This window comes from Paracoccus shandongensis (assembly GCF_017315735.1).
In the GTDB taxonomy this organism is placed as follows: domain Bacteria; phylum Pseudomonadota; class Alphaproteobacteria; order Rhodobacterales; family Rhodobacteraceae; genus Paracoccus; species Paracoccus shandongensis.
Genome location: NZ_JAFLRK010000003.1, coordinates 192264 through 208587 on the forward strand (window position 1 = coordinate 192264; position 16324 = coordinate 208587).

At 69.8% G+C, this 16324-nt stretch carries 16 protein-coding genes; 12 read left to right on the forward strand and 4 right to left on the reverse strand.

What is annotated here, in order from left to right:
* Positions 1–200: 200 nt before the first annotated feature.
* From JX613_RS04595 to JX613_RS04645, 11 genes are all read left to right on the forward strand, one after another.
* Positions 201–1274, forward strand: a complete 1074-nt coding sequence (locus JX613_RS04595; protein ID WP_207100278.1) for an acyl-CoA dehydrogenase family protein — start codon at positions 201–203, stop codon at positions 1272–1274.
* Positions 1271–2050: an ABC transporter ATP-binding protein gene (locus JX613_RS04600; RefSeq protein ID WP_207100279.1), complete on the forward strand. Its 780-nt coding sequence runs from the start codon at positions 1271–1273 to the stop codon at positions 2048–2050. Before JX613_RS04595 ends, JX613_RS04600 begins: the two co-directional genes overlap by 4 nt.
* An 11-nt stretch (positions 2051–2061) precedes the next feature.
* A complete protein-coding gene (locus JX613_RS04605; RefSeq protein WP_207100280.1) occupies positions 2062–3249 on the forward strand; it encodes an ABC transporter substrate-binding protein in 1188 nt (395 codons plus the stop codon).
* Positions 3246–4031 (forward strand): ABC transporter permease subunit, encoded by a 786-nt coding sequence (locus JX613_RS19760; protein WP_207100281.1) that lies wholly within the window; start codon positions 3246–3248, stop codon positions 4029–4031. The genes JX613_RS04605 and JX613_RS19760 overlap by 4 nt, the downstream gene beginning before the upstream one ends.
* A gap of 180 nt (positions 4032–4211) precedes the next feature.
* Positions 4212–4769, forward strand: a complete 558-nt coding sequence (msuE, locus tag JX613_RS04615; protein WP_207100282.1) for an FMN reductase — start codon at positions 4212–4214, stop codon at positions 4767–4769.
* A gap of 12 nt (positions 4770–4781) precedes the next feature.
* On the forward strand, positions 4782–5684 hold the full coding sequence (locus JX613_RS04620; protein WP_207100283.1) for a TauD/TfdA dioxygenase family protein: 903 nt from the start codon (positions 4782–4784) through the stop codon (positions 5682–5684).
* A 12-nt stretch (positions 5685–5696) separates the two neighbouring features.
* Positions 5697–7043, forward strand: coding sequence for an LLM class flavin-dependent oxidoreductase (locus JX613_RS04625; RefSeq protein WP_207100284.1), 1347 nt, complete (start codon positions 5697–5699; stop codon positions 7041–7043).
* Positions 7044–7049: 6 nt separating this feature from the next.
* Positions 7050–7856: an ABC transporter permease gene (locus tag JX613_RS04630; RefSeq protein WP_207100285.1), complete on the forward strand. Its 807-nt coding sequence runs from the start codon at positions 7050–7052 to the stop codon at positions 7854–7856.
* 28 nt (positions 7857–7884) lie between these two features.
* Positions 7885–8853 carry an ABC transporter substrate-binding protein gene (locus tag JX613_RS04635; RefSeq protein ID WP_207100286.1) on the forward strand — a complete coding sequence of 323 codons (969 nt, stop codon included), beginning with the start codon at positions 7885–7887 and terminating at the stop codon, positions 8851–8853.
* A complete protein-coding gene (locus tag JX613_RS04640) occupies positions 8850–9611 on the forward strand; it encodes an ABC transporter ATP-binding protein (RefSeq protein WP_207100287.1) in 762 nt (253 codons plus the stop codon). Before JX613_RS04635 ends, JX613_RS04640 begins: the two co-directional genes overlap by 4 nt.
* Before the next feature lie 81 nt (positions 9612–9692).
* Positions 9693–10652, forward strand: coding sequence for a TIGR03885 family FMN-dependent LLM class oxidoreductase (locus tag JX613_RS04645; RefSeq protein WP_207100288.1), 960 nt, complete (start codon positions 9693–9695; stop codon positions 10650–10652).
* A 50-nt stretch (positions 10653–10702) separates the two neighbouring features.
* Here the strand turns inward: JX613_RS04645 and JX613_RS04650 are convergent, their stop codons facing one another.
* Positions 10703–12361, reverse strand: a complete 1659-nt coding sequence (locus JX613_RS04650) for an NAD+ synthase (RefSeq protein WP_207100289.1) — start codon at positions 12359–12361, stop codon at positions 10703–10705.
* Positions 12362–12482: 121 nt separating this feature from the next.
* Between JX613_RS04650 and JX613_RS04655 the strand changes: the two genes are divergently transcribed.
* Positions 12483–13925 (forward strand): MORN repeat-containing protein, encoded by a 1443-nt coding sequence (locus JX613_RS04655; RefSeq protein ID WP_207100290.1) that lies wholly within the window; start codon positions 12483–12485, stop codon positions 13923–13925.
* A gap of 172 nt (positions 13926–14097) precedes the next feature.
* Here JX613_RS04655 and JX613_RS04660 read toward each other — a convergent pair whose 3' ends face one another.
* The 3 genes from JX613_RS04660 to exbB all read right to left on the reverse strand — a co-directional run.
* The gene (locus tag JX613_RS04660; RefSeq protein ID WP_207100291.1) at positions 14098–14955 is read right to left on the reverse strand and encodes an energy transducer TonB; all 858 of its coding nucleotides are present in this window, start codon (positions 14953–14955) and stop codon (positions 14098–14100) included.
* Positions 14952–15428: a TonB system transport protein ExbD gene (gene exbD, locus JX613_RS04665; RefSeq protein ID WP_207100292.1), complete on the reverse strand. Its 477-nt coding sequence runs from the start codon at positions 15426–15428 to the stop codon at positions 14952–14954. The genes JX613_RS04660 and exbD overlap by 4 nt, the downstream gene beginning before the upstream one ends.
* A 3-nt stretch (positions 15429–15431) precedes the next feature.
* Positions 15432–16324, reverse strand: an 893-nt coding sequence (gene exbB, locus JX613_RS04670; RefSeq protein WP_237168356.1) for a tonB-system energizer ExbB, incomplete at its 5' end; no start/stop codon positions are given.

Below are 16324 nucleotides of genomic sequence, written 5' to 3' on the forward strand. Positions count from 1 at the left end.
CCGGGGTTGTCGCCCGACAAGGCGTTGGACCCCGCCGCCCGAACGGCTAGAAAGGTTGCCGCCCCGTGCGGCTGGCAGCCTGTTTCCGTCCTTGCGCCGGACAGGGTTGCAGCCGGACCCTCACCGGCTAAGGTCGCCCGCGACGGGCGGCCTGCCCTGACGGAGAAGACCATGAGCCGACTTGCCCCGCGCGTGGCCCGATGACCGGGATCCTGCCCCCGGATCTGGCCGCATGGCTGGCCGCCCAAGCCGAGGGGATCGACGCGGGCGAGGTGCCTGCGGCCCCCATCCTGCCGCGCCTGGCGGATGCGGGGCTGGTTCGGATCGGCGTGCCCGCAGCCCTGGGCGGTTCCGGCGGCACGGTCATGGACGCGGTGGAGACGATTGCCGCCGTGGCGCGGGAATCATTGGCCGCCGCCTTCATGCTGTGGAGCCATCGCTGTTTCGTCGAATTCATGGTCCACACCCCGAACGCGGCCCTGCGCGACCGGCTGCTGCCGAACCTGCTGGCGGGGCGGCTGGCCGGGGCCTCGGGCCTGTCGAATGTGATGAAGTTCCTGGCGGGGCTGGAACCGTTGCAGGTCACGGCGCGGCCCAAGGGGGACGCGCTGGTCGTGGACGGCGTCCTGCCCTGGGTCACGAACCTGCGCCAGGGGGGCTTCGTGGTGGCCGCCGCCGCCGATCCGGGCGATGGCGGGCCTGCGATGATCCTGGCGCTGGCCCATGACGACCCGGGCGTTTTCCGCAGCGCAGATCTGGCGCTGATGGGGATGCGGTCGTCGGACACCGCGTCGCTGCGCATCGAGGGCGCGCGCATCGGCCGCGACCGCGTGATCGCCGCCGATGCCCCCCAATGGCTGCCCGGCGTGCGCCCGGCCTTCCTGGCCATGCAATGCGGCCTGCCCCTGGGCCTCGCGCAACGCGCGCTGGACGAGGCCGCGGGCGAGGGGGGCGCAGGGCGCGCCGTGCTGGCCGCCCCCATCGCCGCCCTGCGCGCGCGGCTGGACCAGATCGCCGCCGCGCTGGAGACGGGCCTGGCCATAGGCAGCTTCGTCACCCGGCCCGCCGCCCTGTTCGAGCTGCGCATCGCCCTGTCCGACATCGTGTTTCAGGCCGTGTCGCTGGAACTGCAGGCGGGCGGCGGGCGCTGCTATCTGCAGGGACCGGGCGGGGGCTTTGCCCGCCGCTGGCGCGAGGCGGCCTTTGTCCCCGTCATCACCCCCAGCACCGTGCAGCTGCGCACGGCTCTGGATGCCCTGGGCCGCGCCGCATGACCAGCCCCGCCGCCCGTCCCGTGCTGCGCGCCGCAGGCGTGGCCCTGCGCTATCCCGGCGCGGCGGCCCCCGTGCTGCAAGGCTTCGATCTGGACCTTGCGCCCGGAGAGATCGTTTCTGTCCTGGGGCCAAGCGGGGTGGGCAAGTCCAGCCTGTTGCGCGTGCTGGCCGGGTTGCAACCGCCCGATGCCGGCCGGATCGAGATGGAGGGCACCCCCCTGTCGGGCGTCCATCCGCGCCTTGCCATGGCCTTCCAGCAGCCCGGCCTGCTGCCCTGGCTGGATCTGGAACGCAACGTGGCCTTCGGCCTGGACTTCAAGCGCCAGCCCCACCTGAGCCCCGGCGAACGCCGCGCCCGCATCGACCGCGCCATTGCCGAGGTGGGGCTGGACCACGCCCGCCACCTGCGCCCCGCCGCCCTGTCCGGCGGCATGGCGCAGCGCGCGGCGCTGGCCCGATGCCTTGCGCGCCAGCCGCAGGTGCTGCTGCTGGACGAACCCTTCGGCGCGCTGGACGAGGTGACGCGGGCCATGATGCAGGATCTGCTGGTCAAGGTCGTGGCCGACTATCGCACCGCCGCCGTGCTGGTGACGCACGACATCGACGAGGCGCTGCTGGTATCCGACCGCGTCATCCTGCTGGGCGGCAGCCCGGCGGGCGCCATCGGCGAATGGGCCATCGACCTGCCCGCCCCGCGCGAGGATCACCTGGCCGAGCTTGGCCGCATCCGCATCGACATCGTGGGCGCGCTGCGCCGCGCCACCCGCCGCCCCTGAAGGAGCATCCCATGCCCACCGAAGACAGCCTGTTTTCCCGCCGCGACATCATGCGCCTGTCGGCCCTGCTGACGGCCTCGGGCGCGCTGCCGTTCCTGAACGCCCGCAGGGCCCGCGCCCAGGAACCCGACGAGCCCGTGCGCATCGGCTATCTGCCGATCACCGACGCCACGCCCCTGCTGGTCGCCCATGGCAAGGGCTTCTTTGAATCCGAGGGCCTGGCCGTGGAAAAACCCGTGATGTTCCGCGGCTGGTCCCAGGTCGTCGAGGCCTTCCTGGCGGGCCAGGTCAACGTGGTCCACCTGCTGTCGCCCATCGCGATCTGGGCGCGCTATGGCAGCGGGATACCGGCCAGGGTGGTGGCCTGGAACCATACCTCGGGGTCCGGCCTGACCGGGGCGGGCGACATCGCCACCATCGCCGATCTGGGCGGCAGGACGGTGGCGGTCCCCCACTGGTATTCGATCCACAACGTCGTGCTGCAACGCCTGCTGCGCGACAACGGGCTGGAGGTCATCACCACCGGCACCCCCGCCGCGAACCAGGTCGCGCTGTCGCTGATGTCGCCCGCCGACATGGTGCCCGCGCTGGCGGCGGGCCAGATCGCGGGCTACATCGTGGCCGAGCCCTTCAACGCCGCGGCCGAGATCAACGGCATCGGCAAGGTGCTGCGCTTCACCGGCGACGTGTGGCGCGACCATGCCTGCTGCCTGGTCTTCATGCACGAGGATCACCTGGCCAACCGCCCCGAATGGTCGCAGAAGGTCGTCAACGCCATGGTCAAGGCGCAGCTCTGGACCCGCGACAACCGGGCGGAAACGGCGCAACTGCTGTCGGCGGCCGATCCGCAGAAATACACGCCCCATTCCCCCGAGGTCCTGGCCCGCGTGCTGACGCCAACGGACGCCGACCTGCAGGGCTATGCCGTCTCGGGCGTGGTCCGCCATCCCGACTGGCAGGACAGGCGCATCGACTTCCAGCCCTATCCCTTCCCCTCCTATACCGCCGAACTGGTGCGGATGCTGAAGGACACCCAGGTCGAAGGCGAGCGCGGCTTCCTGGACGCGCTGGACCCGGACTTCGTGGCGGGCGACCTGGTGGACGACCGCTTCGTGAAAAAGGCCCTGGAAGGGGTCGGCGGGTTGCCCGCCTTCGGCCTGCCCGAGGGCTGGACCCGACAAGAGGTCATCGAGGCGTGAGCAGGGGGGCCGAGACGACGCGCGGCCCGTCGCGGCTGCGCGGCGCGGTGCTGGGGCTGGCGGGGATCGGGCTGCTGCTTCTGGCCTGGTGGCTGGCGACCGACGTGGCGGCAGGCGACACCAGCTTTGCCCGGCGCTTTTCGCCCTCGCGGACCTTTCCGGCGCTGGCGGGCCTGCTGGCGGGCGCCGACCTGTGGGGGCATGTCGCCCAAAGCCTGCGGCGCGTCCTTGTGGGCCTTGCCGCCGCGCTGCTGGTGGGGGTGCCGCTGGGCCTGCTGGTCGGGGCATCCCGCCTGGCCGAGGCCGCGACCACGCCCGCCTTCCAGTTCCTGCGCATGATCTCGCCCCTGTCCTGGATGCCGATTGCGGTGATGGTCTTCGGTGTGGGCGACGCGCCGATCTATTTCCTGCTGGGTTTCGCGGCCCTTTGGCCGATCCTGCTGAACACCGCCGCCGGTGTCCGCCAGCTGGACCCGCAATGGCTGCTGCTGTCGCAAAGTCTGGCCGCCACCCGGTGGGAGACGCTGAGCCGCGTGATCCTGCCCGGCGTGTTGCCGCAGGTGCTGACCGGGTTGCGGCTGGCCATCGGCATCACCTGGATCGTGCTGGTCCCCTGCGAGATGCTGGGCGTGCAGGCGGGGCTTGGATATTTCATCCTCGATACCCGCGACCGGCTGGCCTATGATCAGTTGATGGCCGTGGTGCTGGTGATCGGCCTGCTGGGCTATGGCCTGGACGCCCTGGCCCGCGCCGCCATCCGCCGGGTCGCGCCGGTGGCCTGAAAGGGGCGCCTGACGAATCAAGCCTTTGCGCCGGGCGTCCAGGCCCGGCAGAAGCAAATTTCCTGTCCGGTCCCGCCTTCGCAGGCAGCATCTTCCAAAAGCGCCCCGACCTTTGGAATCGCCCGAAAGGCTGCGCTCGCCTAAAACACGACAAGACAAGTCGTTTTATAGGAGAAGTGCATGGCCTTCCGCATCGTCGCCTTTTCGGGCAGCCTGTCCGCCCCTTCCAAGACGCGCGCCCTGGTCGATCTGGCGCTGGACAAGCTGACGCGCCGTTTCGATGTCATCGCCGCCAGCTATGACCTGACGGACCTGCAACCCTCGCTGGGCGGGGCCGGGCGGCTGGAGGATCTGGCGCCGCTGCCGCTGACCATCGTGCAGTCGCTGGTGGGCGCCGACGCGCTGATCCTGGGCGCGCCGGTCTACAAGGGCAGCTATCCGGGCCTGTTCAAGCACCTGTTCGACCTGATCGACCCCGAGGCGCTGCGCCACAAGCCCGTTCTGCTGACCGCCACGGGCGGCGGCGACCGCCATGCCCTGGTGATCGAACACCAGCTGCGCCCGCTGATGGGCTTTTTCGAGGCCGCGACCCTGTCCACCGGCGTCTATGCGGGCGCGGCCGATTTCCGGGAGGGCATCCCGGCCTCGCCCGCGCTCCTGGACCGGCTGGACCGCGCCGTGGACCAGTTCGCCCCCTTCATCCGCCGCCAGAACCCGGCCCTGCCGGTCGCCGCCTGAAAGGACCATGCCATGACCCGCCATCAGACCTTCGCCGCGATCCCCGCAGCCGACGTGCTGCCCGTCACCCCGCGCATCGGCGCCGAAATCCGCAACATCGCCCTGTCCGCCGACCTGTCCGACGCCACCTTGGCCGCGATAGAATCGCTGCTGCTGCGCCACAAGGTGCTGTTCTTCCGCGGCCAGCATCACCTGGACGACGCGGGGCAGGAGGCCTTTGCCCGCCGCCTGGGGGATCTCGCCCCGCACCCCACGCAGGCGGTAGTCCCGGGCAGCGCGTCGATCCTGGAACTGGACAGCAGCCGGGGCGGCGGGCGGGCGGACCGCTGGCACACCGACGTGACCTTCGTGCCCGCCTATCCCAAGGCATCCGTGCTGCGCGGCGTGGTGATCCCGCCGGTGGGCGGCGACACGATCTGGGCCAACACCGCCACCGCCTATGACGACCTGCCCGAACCGCTGCGCCATCTGGCCGACGGGCTGCGGGCCGTCCATTCCAACGCCTATGACTATGCCGCACAGCGTCCCAAGGCCAGCGAGCAGGACCGCAGGTATCATGCCGAGGTCTTTGCCCGCACCCCCTATCAGACCGAACATCCGGTGGTGCGCGTCCATCCCCAGACCGGCGAACGCCTGCTGGTGCTGGGCAGCTTCGTGCAGCGCATCGCGGGCCTGTCGCGCGAGGAATCGCTGAAGATCTACGAGATCCTGCAAGCCTATGTCACCGCGCCGGAAAACACCGTGCGCTGGCGCTGGCAGGCAGGCGACGTGGTGATCTGGGACAACCGCGCCACCCAGCATGTGGCCGTCAACGACTATGACGACGCCCGTCGCGTGGTGCGCCGCATCACGCTGGATGGCGATGTCCCGGTGGGCGTCGATGGACGCGCCAGCACCGCCCTGACCGCAGCCTGAAGGAGAACACCCATGACCCGCAAGATCCGCCTTGGCGCATTCCTTCCCGGCGGCGGCCAGCATATCGCCAGCTGGCGCCACCCCGACCAGCCTGCCGACGGGGCCGTCAACTTCGACTTCCATGTCCAGCTTGCGCGCGAAGCCGAACGCGGCCTGTTCGACGCCTATTTCCTGGCCGACGGCCTGGCGACCGGCGGCACGTCCGAAGGCGGCCCGGCCCGTGTCGCGGGGTTCGAGCCCGTGACCCTGTTCGCGGCGCTGGCCACGCAGACCACGCATCTGGGCTTCATCGCCACGGCCTCGACCACCTACGAGGAACCCTACAACACCGCGCGCAAGTTCGCCTCGCTGGATCTCATCTCGGGCGGGCGCGCGGGCTGGAACGTGGTGACAACGGCGACCGAGGCCGCGGCGCGCAACTTCAACCTGGATACGCAGCACCCCCATGCCTTCCGCTATGCCCGCGCGGCAGAGCATGTGGAGGTCGTCAGGAAGCTGTGGGACAGTTTCGAGGACGACATCTTCATCCGCGACAAGGAAACCGGACAGTTCCTGGACCGTGCCAAGCTGCACCGGGCCGACCACAAGGGCACGCATTTCAAGGTCGAAGGCCCGCTGAACGTGTCCCGGTCCCCCCAGGGCCATCCGGTGATCGTGCAGGCGGGCCAGTCCGAGGACGGGCGGGGCCTGGCCGCCGCCACGGCCGAGGTGATCTTCACCGCCCATCAGCGGCTGGACACGGCGCAGGAGTTCTATCGCGACATCAAGGCCCGCGCCCGTGGCCTGGGCCGCGACCCCCACCACATCCTGATCATGCCGGGCGTGTCGCCCTTCGTGGGCCGCACCGAGGAGGAGGCGCGCGGGAAATACGACCGCCTGACATCCCTGATCCTGGAAGAAGACGGCATCGCCCTGGTCAAGGGCCTGACCGGCGGCACCCTGGATCTGACCGGCGCGGATCTGGACGGCCCCCTGCCGCCCGTCGCGCCGACCGAGGGGATGAAGTCGCGCCAGGCCCTGATCCGGCAGATCGCCGACGACAACAACTTCACCATCCGCCAGCTTTACCAATGGGTGGCCTCGGCCCGCGGGCATTACACGGTCGTGGGCAGCGCGGCGCAGGTGGCCGACATGCTGGAGGAATGGTTCACGTCCGATGCCGCCGACGGCTTCAACATCCTGCCGCCCTGGCTGCCCACGGGCCTGACCGATTTCGTGGACCTTGTGATCCCCGAACTGCAACGGCGCGGGCTGTTCCGCACCGCATACGAGGGCCGCACCCTGCGCCAGAACCTGGGCCTGCCCTTCCCGGTCAACCGCCATGCGAGCGCCCGCGCGGCCGCCCAGGCAGCGGAGTGACACACCATGACCCTGCAAAACCTCGACACCGCCCCCCGCCGCGCGCGCGGCCTGCCCGCGCCGCCGGTGCGCGCCTTCTTGTCGCGCTATGGCCTGGTGATCGCCTTCCTGGCCTTGTGGCAACTGTCCGGCACGCGGGGATGGGTCAGCCCCGCCGTGCTGCCGCCGCTGGACGCCATCCTTGGTGCGCTGTGGACCGGCATCGCCAGCGGCGCCCTGGTCGACGACATCGCCATCAGCCTGCAACGCGCGGGCCTTGCCTTCGGGGCGGCTGTCGCCCTGGGCATCCCCCTGGGCTTGCTGATGGGGCAGCTGCGCCCCGTGGAACGCGCGCTGGACCCGATCCTGCAACTGTTCCGCCAGACCTCGGCCCTGGCGCTTTATCCGGTGTTCATTTTGCTGCTGGGCCTGGGCGAGACATCGAAGGTCTTCGTGATCTTCTGGGCCACGCTGTTTCCGACGCTGCTGGCCACCATCGGCGGCGTCAAGCAGGTGGACCGCAAGCTGGTCGAGATGGCCGAAAGCTATGGCGCGGGCCGGGTGCAGGTGTTCCGCCGGGTGGTGCTGCCCGCCGCCGTTCCCGCGATCTTCGTGGGCCTGCGCCTGTCGGCCACGACCGCGCTGCTGCTGTTGATCGCGGCCGAGATGATCGGCGCCAACAAGGGCATCGGTTTCCAGGTGATGAACGCCCAGTACAACTTCCAGATCCCGCTGATGTTTGCCGCGATCCTTCTGATGGCGGGCCTGGGCCTGGCCGCCAACGCCGTCCTGGTCCTGTTGCAGCGCCGCCTGTGCCGCTGGTCGCTGGACTGAACCCCCGATTTTCCAAAGGAACACGACCATGAAACATCTTCTGATCTCGCTTGCCCTGTCCACCGCCCTGACCGCCCCCGCCTGGGCCGAGGATGTGGTGATGCGCCATATGCCCAGCCATGGCGGCGTCAGCGCCCATGACTTGGCCGAGGAGCTGGGTTATTTCGAGGGCACCGGCATCGTGCTGGAAAGCGCGGGCTATGCCTCGGGCGGGCCGGAATCGCTGATGGCGCTGGCCGGCGGTTCGATCGAGATCGGCAGCGCGGCCACGGCGGCGGTGCTGAACTCGATCATCGGCGGCAACGATTTCGTCGCGGCCTATCCCACCAACGGCATCAACGACCAGGTGCAGTCGATCTTCTATGTGCTGGAGGACAGCCCGATCCGGTCGGTCGCCGACATCCCTGGCAAGACCATCGCCGTGAACACCCTGGGCGCGCATCTGGATTACACCATCCGCGAGGCGCTGCACGCCAAGGGCCTGCCCGAGGATGCCGCGAACCTGGTGGCCGTGCCGGGGCCGCAGCTGGAACAGGTGCTGCGGTCGGGCCAGGTCGATGTGGCGGCGTTTGGGTACTGGCAGACCACCTTTGAGGGTGCGGCGCGCCAGAACGGCGGGCTGCGGGCGATCCTTGACGACACCGACGTGCTGGGAGAGATCGCGGGCGGCTTCACCGTGCTGCGCCGGGATTGGGTCGAGGCCCACCCCGAGGCCGCCCAGCAGTTCATCCGCCAATCCGCCCGCGCGCTGGACTATGCCCGCGAACACCCCGAGGAAACCCGCGAGATCCTGGCCCGCGTGCTTCAAGAACGCGGCGAGAACCCCGAGGTCGCGCAGTATTTCGCGGGCTTCGGCGTGCGCCCCGGCGGGCTTGCCGTCGAACGCGACGTGCAGTTCTGGATCGACGTGCTGGTGCGCGAAGGCAAGCTGCCCCCGGGCAAGCTGACGGCCCACGACGTGCTGCTGGTCACGGGCGAGGAGGTCGCGGCGAAATGACCCCGGACACCCTCAAGGGCGCGGTATCGCTGCGCCACCTGTCCAAGTCCTTCACCCTGAACGGCCAGCCCCTGGCCGTGTTGCGCAGCCTGTCCCTGGACATCCGCGCGGGGGAAAGCCTGGCCATCGTCGGACCGTCCGGCTGCGGCAAGACCACGCTTCTGCGCCTGCTGGCGGGGCTGGAATCGCCCGACAGCGGCCAGGTGGTGATCGACGGCCGCCCCGTCGCGGGCGTCGGCACCGAACGGGCGGTGATCTATCAGGAACCGCGCCTGCTGCCCTGGCTGACGGTTCTGGACAACGTGGCCTTCGGGCTGGAGGTGCGCGGCGTGGCCCGCAGCGTGGCGCAGGACCGCGCCCGCCGCTATATCCGGCTGGTGGGCCTGTCGGATTTCGAAAACGCCTGGCCCCGCCAGCTGTCGGGCGGCATGGCGCAGCGCGTGGGCATCGCCCGGGCGCTGACGGTGCAGCCGGAAATCCTGCTGCTGGACGAACCCTTGGGCGCGCTGGACGCGATGACCAAGCTGACCATGCAGGAGGAACTGGCCCGTATCTGGCGCGAGGAAAACGTCACCATGATCCTGGTGACCCATGACCTGGAGGAAGCGATCTTCCTGGCCGACCGGGTGCTGGTGCTGTCGGCGGACGGCACGCCGCCCTCGCTGATCCCGGTGGACCTGCCCCGCCCTCGCGACCGCAACGGCGCCGAGTTCGTGCGGATGCGCCGGATGCTGATGGGCCGCTTCGGGCTGCATTAGGGCGCTCTTCCATCCTCTTCGCGGGAACTTCCGGCCGCTTCGGTGATTGCAGCCGGAACCCTGACGGAAGGACGCCTTCGCATGACGCGCATCGGATACCATGCCCCGCATGAACAATATGCGCCCGGCACCCTGCGGGATCTGGCGATCCAGGCCGAGGCGGCGGGCTTTGCCGCCATCAAGTGTTCCGACCATATCCAGCCCTGGAGCGCGCGTCAGGGTCATTCCGGCCATGCCTGGACCTGGCTGGGGGCCGCGATGCAGGCGACCAGCCTGCCCTTTGGCAATATCGCGGCGCCCGGCTATCGCTATCACCCGGCGGTGATGGCCCAGGCGGCGGCGACGCTGGAGCAGATGTTCCCCGGCCGCTTCTGGGTGGCGCTCGGCACGGGCGAGGCCTTGAACGAGGCCATGACCGGCCTGCCCTGGCCCGACAAGCCCGAAAGGAACGCCCGGCTGAAGGAATGCTTCGACGTGATGCACGCCCTGCTGCGCGGCGAGACGGTCACCCATCGCGGCCGCATCACCGTCATCGAGGGACGGCTGTGGTCGCTGCCCGACACGCCGCCGCCCCTGTTCGGCGCCGCCGCCACCCCCGAGACCGCGCGCCTTCTGGGGGGATGGGCCGACGGCCTGCTGACCCTGGGCGGCGACCCGGCCAATGTCGGCCCGGTGATCGAGGCCTTCCGCGAAGGCGGGGGCGCGGGCAAGCCCGTCCATGTCCAGCACACGATCTCCTGGGCGGACACGCAGGACCAGGCGATGGCCAATGCGCTGGACCAATGGGCGCCGGTGGCCATCGGCGGAGAGATCAACTGGGACATCCGCCGCCCGTCCGATTTCGACCTGCTGGGCCAGTTCGTGGACGAACGGCATATCGGCCGGTCGGTGCGCGTCTCGGCCGATCCGGGCCTGCACCGGGCGGATTTGCAGGCCATGGCCGACCTGGGCGTGGACACGATCTTCGTCCACAATGTCGGGCGCAACCAGGACGCGTTCCTGGACATGGCGGCGCGGGAATTGGTGGAAGCGGCGGGATAGGCCGTGTGGGGGATGGTGGGGTGAAACGCCACCCTGGCCCCCACGCCCCGCTACAGCCTGTCCCGCCAGCGGTTCACCAGCGGATAGCGCCGGTCCAGCCAGAAGGCCCTGGTGGAAATCCGCGGCCCCGGCGCGGCCTGATACCGCTTCCATTCGCTGCCATAAAGCAGCCGTTCCACCTTCCGCACCGTGTCCGCGTCAAAGCCCTGGTCCACCAGGTCGCGCAGGGACAGATCCTTCTCGACCAGCCCTTCCAGGATCGCGTCCAGCACCTCGTAGGGGGGCAGCGAATCCTCGTCCTTCTGGTCGGGGCGCAGCTCGGCCGAGGGGGGCTTCGTGATGATCCGGGGCGGGATCACCTCGCCCGAAGGGCCCATCATCCAGTCGCGGTGGTTGGCGTTGCGCCAGCGGCAGGTCTGGAACACGCGGGTTTTATACAGATCCTTGATCGGGTTGTATCCGCCCGCCATGTCGCCATAGATCGTGGCATAGCCCACGCCGACCTCGGACTTGTTGCCGGTGGTCAGCAGCATTTCGTTGAACTTGTTGGATATCGCCATCAGCATCAGGCCGCGCAGGCGGGACTGGATATTCTCCTCGGTGATGTCGGGTTGCGTTCCTTCCATCAGATGCGCCAGGGCGCTGCCCACCGCATCGCGCGCGCCCTCGATCTGGACGGTGTCCAGCCGCACGCCCAGCCGGGCCGCGCAATCGGCGGCATCCTCCAGGCTGGCCCGGGACGTGTATTCGCTGGGCAGCATCACGCACCGGACGTTTTCCGGCCCGATCGCGTCGGCGGCGATGGTCGCCACCAGCGCGGAATCGATCCCGCCCGAGAGGCCCAGCACCACCCGGGAAAAGCCCGACTTGCGCAGGTATTCGCGCAGGCCCAGCATCATCGCCTGGTAATCCTGTTCCCAGTCGTCGGGCTGAGGCGCCATCAGCCCTGGTTCCGCCCGCCAGCCCTCAGCCGTCCGGGTGAAATCCACATGGGCCAGCATTTCGGCGAAGGGCGGCAGTTGCACGACCTTGTGCCCGCCGGGGTTCAGGACGAAACTGGCCCCGTCGTAAAGCTGGTCGTCCTGCCCGCCCACCATGTTGACATAAACCAGCGGCAGCCCGGTTTCCACGACACGCCCGACCATGTGGCCCATGCGCAGGTCCAGCTTGTTCCGGTGATAGGGACTACCGTTGGGCACAACCAGGATCTCGGCCCCCGTCTCGGCCAGGGTCTCGGCCACGTCGGGGGACCAGCCGTCCTCGCAGATGGGCGACCCGATGCGCGCCCCCGCGACCGGATAGGGGCCGCTGATCGAGCCGGAATCGAACAGGCGCAATTCGTCGAACAGCTGCTTGTGGGGCAGGCGGTGCTTCAGCACGCGGGCTACCAGCGCGCCGTCCTTGAAGACCCAATAGGCGTTGTACAGCCTGTCGCCGTCCTGCCACGGCCCGCCGATGCCAAGGGCCGGGCCGCCCGTGCAAAGGGCCGCGAGTTCCAGGATTTCCTCCTCGGCCTGGCGGGTGAAGGCGGGCTTCAGCACCAGATCCTGGGTCTGGTAGCCGGTGATGAACATCTCGGGCAGGGCCAGCATGTCGGCGCCCGCATCGCGCGCCTCCTCCCACGCAGCCCGCGCCTTGGCCGCGTTGCCCTGAAGATCGCCCACCGTGGCGTTCAGCTGGCCGAGGGTCAGGCGGAAACGGTTCGTCATGGTCAGGCCCCTGCTTCTCTCGGCCCCGTGATAGGCGAGGGGGCGCGAAAGGAAAAGTCGGGCTTTGCGCGCAAGGCCCCGCTGCGCTAGACCATGGGCAAAAGGCAAAGGGCACGTGGTGATGAAGGCGGCAAGTTGGGCGGCTGTGCTGGCGCTGTTGGCAGGAACGGCGGCGGATGCGCAGGTCGTGACCAAGCAATACGACGACGGCGGCGTCTACGAGGGCACCTTCCGCAACGGCCGCCAGCACGGCCAGGGCAGCTATACCCTGCCGGGCGGCTATCGCTATGAAGGCGATTGGGTGGAAGGCGAGATCCTGGGCCAGGGCCGCGCCACCTTCCCGAACGGATCCGTCTATGAAGGCCAGTTCGCGGAAGGCAAGCCCAACGGCACGGGCACCATCACCTATGCCGATGGCGGCACCTATGAGGGCGATTGGGTCGCGGGGGAAATCACCGGCAAGGGCGTGGCGCGCTATGCCAACGGGTCGGTCTATACCGGCGATTTCGTCAAGGGCCTGCACCAGGGCCGCGGCGTGCTGACCCAACCCAACGGCTATCGCTATGAAGGCGACTGGAACGCGGGGGTGAAGGAAGGCCAGGGCAGGATCACCTATCCCGACGGCGCGGTTTACGAAGGCGGGATGCTGGCGGGCCAGCGCGCGGGCAAGGGCAAGCTGACCATGGCCGACGGCATGACCTATGACGGCATCTGGTCGGCGGGGCAGATGTCGGGCACGGGCGTGCTGGTCCAGGGGACGGGCGACCGCTACGAAGGCCAGATGCTGAACGGCAAGCGTGAAGGCCAGGGCGTCGCCACCTATGCCAATGGCGATGTTTACGATGGCGCCTTCAAGGCCGACCGCCGCCACGGCCAGGGCACCTTCACCGGCACCGACGGCTATGTCTATACCGGCAGTTGGGTCGAGGGCCGGATGGAGGGCCAGGGCCAGATCACCTATCCCGACGGCTCGGTCTATACCGGGGGCATGAAGGCCGACCGCCCCGACGGCACGGGCACCATCACCTATCCCGACGGCGCCAGCTATTCCGGCCAGTGGAGGGGCGGCGTGATCGAGGGCGAGGGCAAGGCCACCTATGCCAACGGCATGGTCTATGAGGGCGGCTTCCGCAACGCCCGCAACCACGGCCAGGGGCGGATGACCTATCCCGACGGTTACGTCTATACGGGTGCCTGGGCCGACGGCCAGCGCCATGGCGAGGGGCAGGCCACCTATCCCGACGGCACCGTCTATACCGGCGGCTTCGTGAATGGCCTGCGCGAAGGCACCGGCAAGCTGACCACGCCCGACGGCTTTGTCTATGAAGGCGGCTGGAAAGCGGGGGAAATCGACGGCACCGGCGTCGCCACCTATGCCAGCGGCGACCGCTACGAAGGCAGCTTCGTCGCGGGCAAGCGCCAGGGCCAGGGTGTCATGCGCTATGCAAGCGGAGAGGTCGCGTCCGGCCAATGGGACCAGAACCGCCTGGTCGAAAGCGGCCCCACCTCAGGGGGCCAGGCGACCGAAGCGCCCGCCATGCCCGTTGAGGCCCCCACCCCGTAGGGTGCGTGTTCACACGCACCGAAAACCTGACGCGCCCGGAACGGTGCGTGCTTGCACGCACCCTACGGGACTGCCCGCGAAACTCGGGCGGCGGCGGAAACGCCCGCCTTGCCCCCCGTAGGGTGCGTGCTTGCACGCACCGCCGCGCCAAGGGCGCGGAACGCCTGCCGCCTCACTGGATCGCAAACGGCTGGACGAACTGATACGCTGTTTTCGTCAGGCTGGAAGGCGCCGCAGGGCAGCGCGCGCGGCCCATGGCGCGCGAGATTTCCCGATCGACCCGGGGATTGCCCGTCGAGGCGGTCAGCGACGCCGACTGGACCCTGCCGTTGCGGGCGATGACCAGGGCGACCGTGCTTCGTGCCCCGCTTGCCCCCGAAACCCGAGAAGCTGACCGCAGCAGGCAGACCCCGACCTGCTGTTTCCAGCTCGCCTCATCCCGGGCAAGCTGCTGCGCGCTGACCCCCGTCTTGCCGGTGGCGCCCTGTTGCCCTTGTTCCACCCGGCGCGCCTGCTTCTGTCGTGCAGGCTGTTCCTGCCGACGCGGCTCGGCCTGCCGCTGCGGCTCGGGTTCGCGGCGGGGTTCGGCCTGGCGTTGCGGTTCCGGCTCGCGCTCGGGGCGGCGCTGCGGGCGGGCGGATGTGTTCAGCACCACGGCGGGCGGGGTTTCCAATTCCGGCGGCGCGGGGGGGAACAGTTCCGCCATGTCGTCCAGCGGTTCCAGCTGCGGCAGGGGCGGCAGGTCCAGCGGCTCGACGATCTTCTCGGGCTCGGGCTCCGGTTGAGGCTCGGGCGCGACGGGCTCCTCGGCCACCTCCTCCACCGGCTCCTCGGCGGGGGCGACGGTTTCCTCGGCCGTTTCCTCGGCGGGGGCCAGGTCGATGAAGACGGGCTCGGGCAGGCCGGGCGGGGCGGCGGCCTCGGCGCGCTCCATCAGCCACAGGGCCCCGCCCAGATGCAGCGCCAGCACCAGGGCCGAGGCGCCGCCCCACAGCGCGCCCTCGCGGATCAGGCTGGCGCGCCCGGTCATTGCGCAGGCCCTGGGACGGCGGGGGCCGCATCTGCACCGGCAGGCGGCGTGCCTGTCGTGGCCGCTTCAAGCCCCACAAGCGCGATCTTCAGATAGCCCGTGTCGCGCAGGGTGTTCATCACCTCCATCAGGTCGCCATAGGCAACGGCGCGGTCGGCGCGCAGGAAGATGCGCTGCTCGCGGTCGCCCTCGGTCGCGGCGGCAAGGGCCGTGGCAAGGCCGCCCGGCGCGATGTCGGTGTTGTCGAGCGCCAGCGTCAGGTCGGGCTTCACGGTCACATAGACCGGCTGGTCGGGACGCTGGGCGGGCGTGGCGTTCGACACCGGCAGGTCCACGTTCACATCGACGGTCGCGAGGGGGGCCGCCACCATGAAGATGATCAGCAGGACCAGCATCACGTCGATGAAGGGGGTGACGTTGATCTCGTGGTTCTCGACCAGATCGTCGCCGCTGTCGCGGATCCCGCCTGCCATGGCCTATTCCCCCGGCCTGGCGGCAAGGCCGCGGAAATCGAGATCGCGGCTGACCAGTTGCCGCACGCCCGCCGCCGCATTGGCCAGCCGCAGGCGATAGCCGGTGATGCCGCGCGCGAAGACGTTGTAGATCACCACGGCGGGGATGGCCGCGACCAGGCCGATGGCGGTGGCCAGCAGCGCCTCGGCGATGCCGGGGGCCACGACGGCCAGGTTGGTGGTCTGGCTTTCGGAAATGCCGATGAAGCTGTTCATGATCCCCCAGACGGTGCCGAACAGGCCCACGAAGGGCGCGGTGGACCCGATGGTGGCCAGCACGCCCGTGCCCCGGCCCATGCGGCGGCCCGCCACGGCCTCGATCCGGTCAAGCTGGGATTCGACGCGTTCCTTGAGGCCGCCGTCGCCCGCGATGTCCAGGGCAGGCTGGGACCGGCGGTATTCCTCGGCCGCCTCGCGGATCATGCGCGACACCGCGTCGCGTCGCCCGTTGCTGGCGGCGACGGCGGCGGACAGGCTGTCGGCGCGCTGGATGCGGCGGATGCCGTTCTGCGCCCTGGCGCTGGCGCCCCACAGTTCCAGCGCCTTCACGACCAGCACCGTCCAGGTGATGACCGAGGCCAGCGCCAGCCCGATCATCACTGCCTTGACCACGATGTCGGCCGCCCAGAACATGCCCATCGGCGACAGGTCATGGGGCAGGTTCGGATCACGCGCGGGCGGCGTCAGGATGGGGGCCAGCGCGTCCTGCATGGATTGCGGCAGGAACTCGGCCACGGGTTCGGCAGGAACCGGGGCTGTCGCGGCGGGCGCGGGCGCCGGTGCGGCTGCTGCCGCAGGGGCCGGGGCCGCCGGTGCCTCGGCTGCCGGGGGCGTGGGTGCCGCAGGCTGCTGCGCGG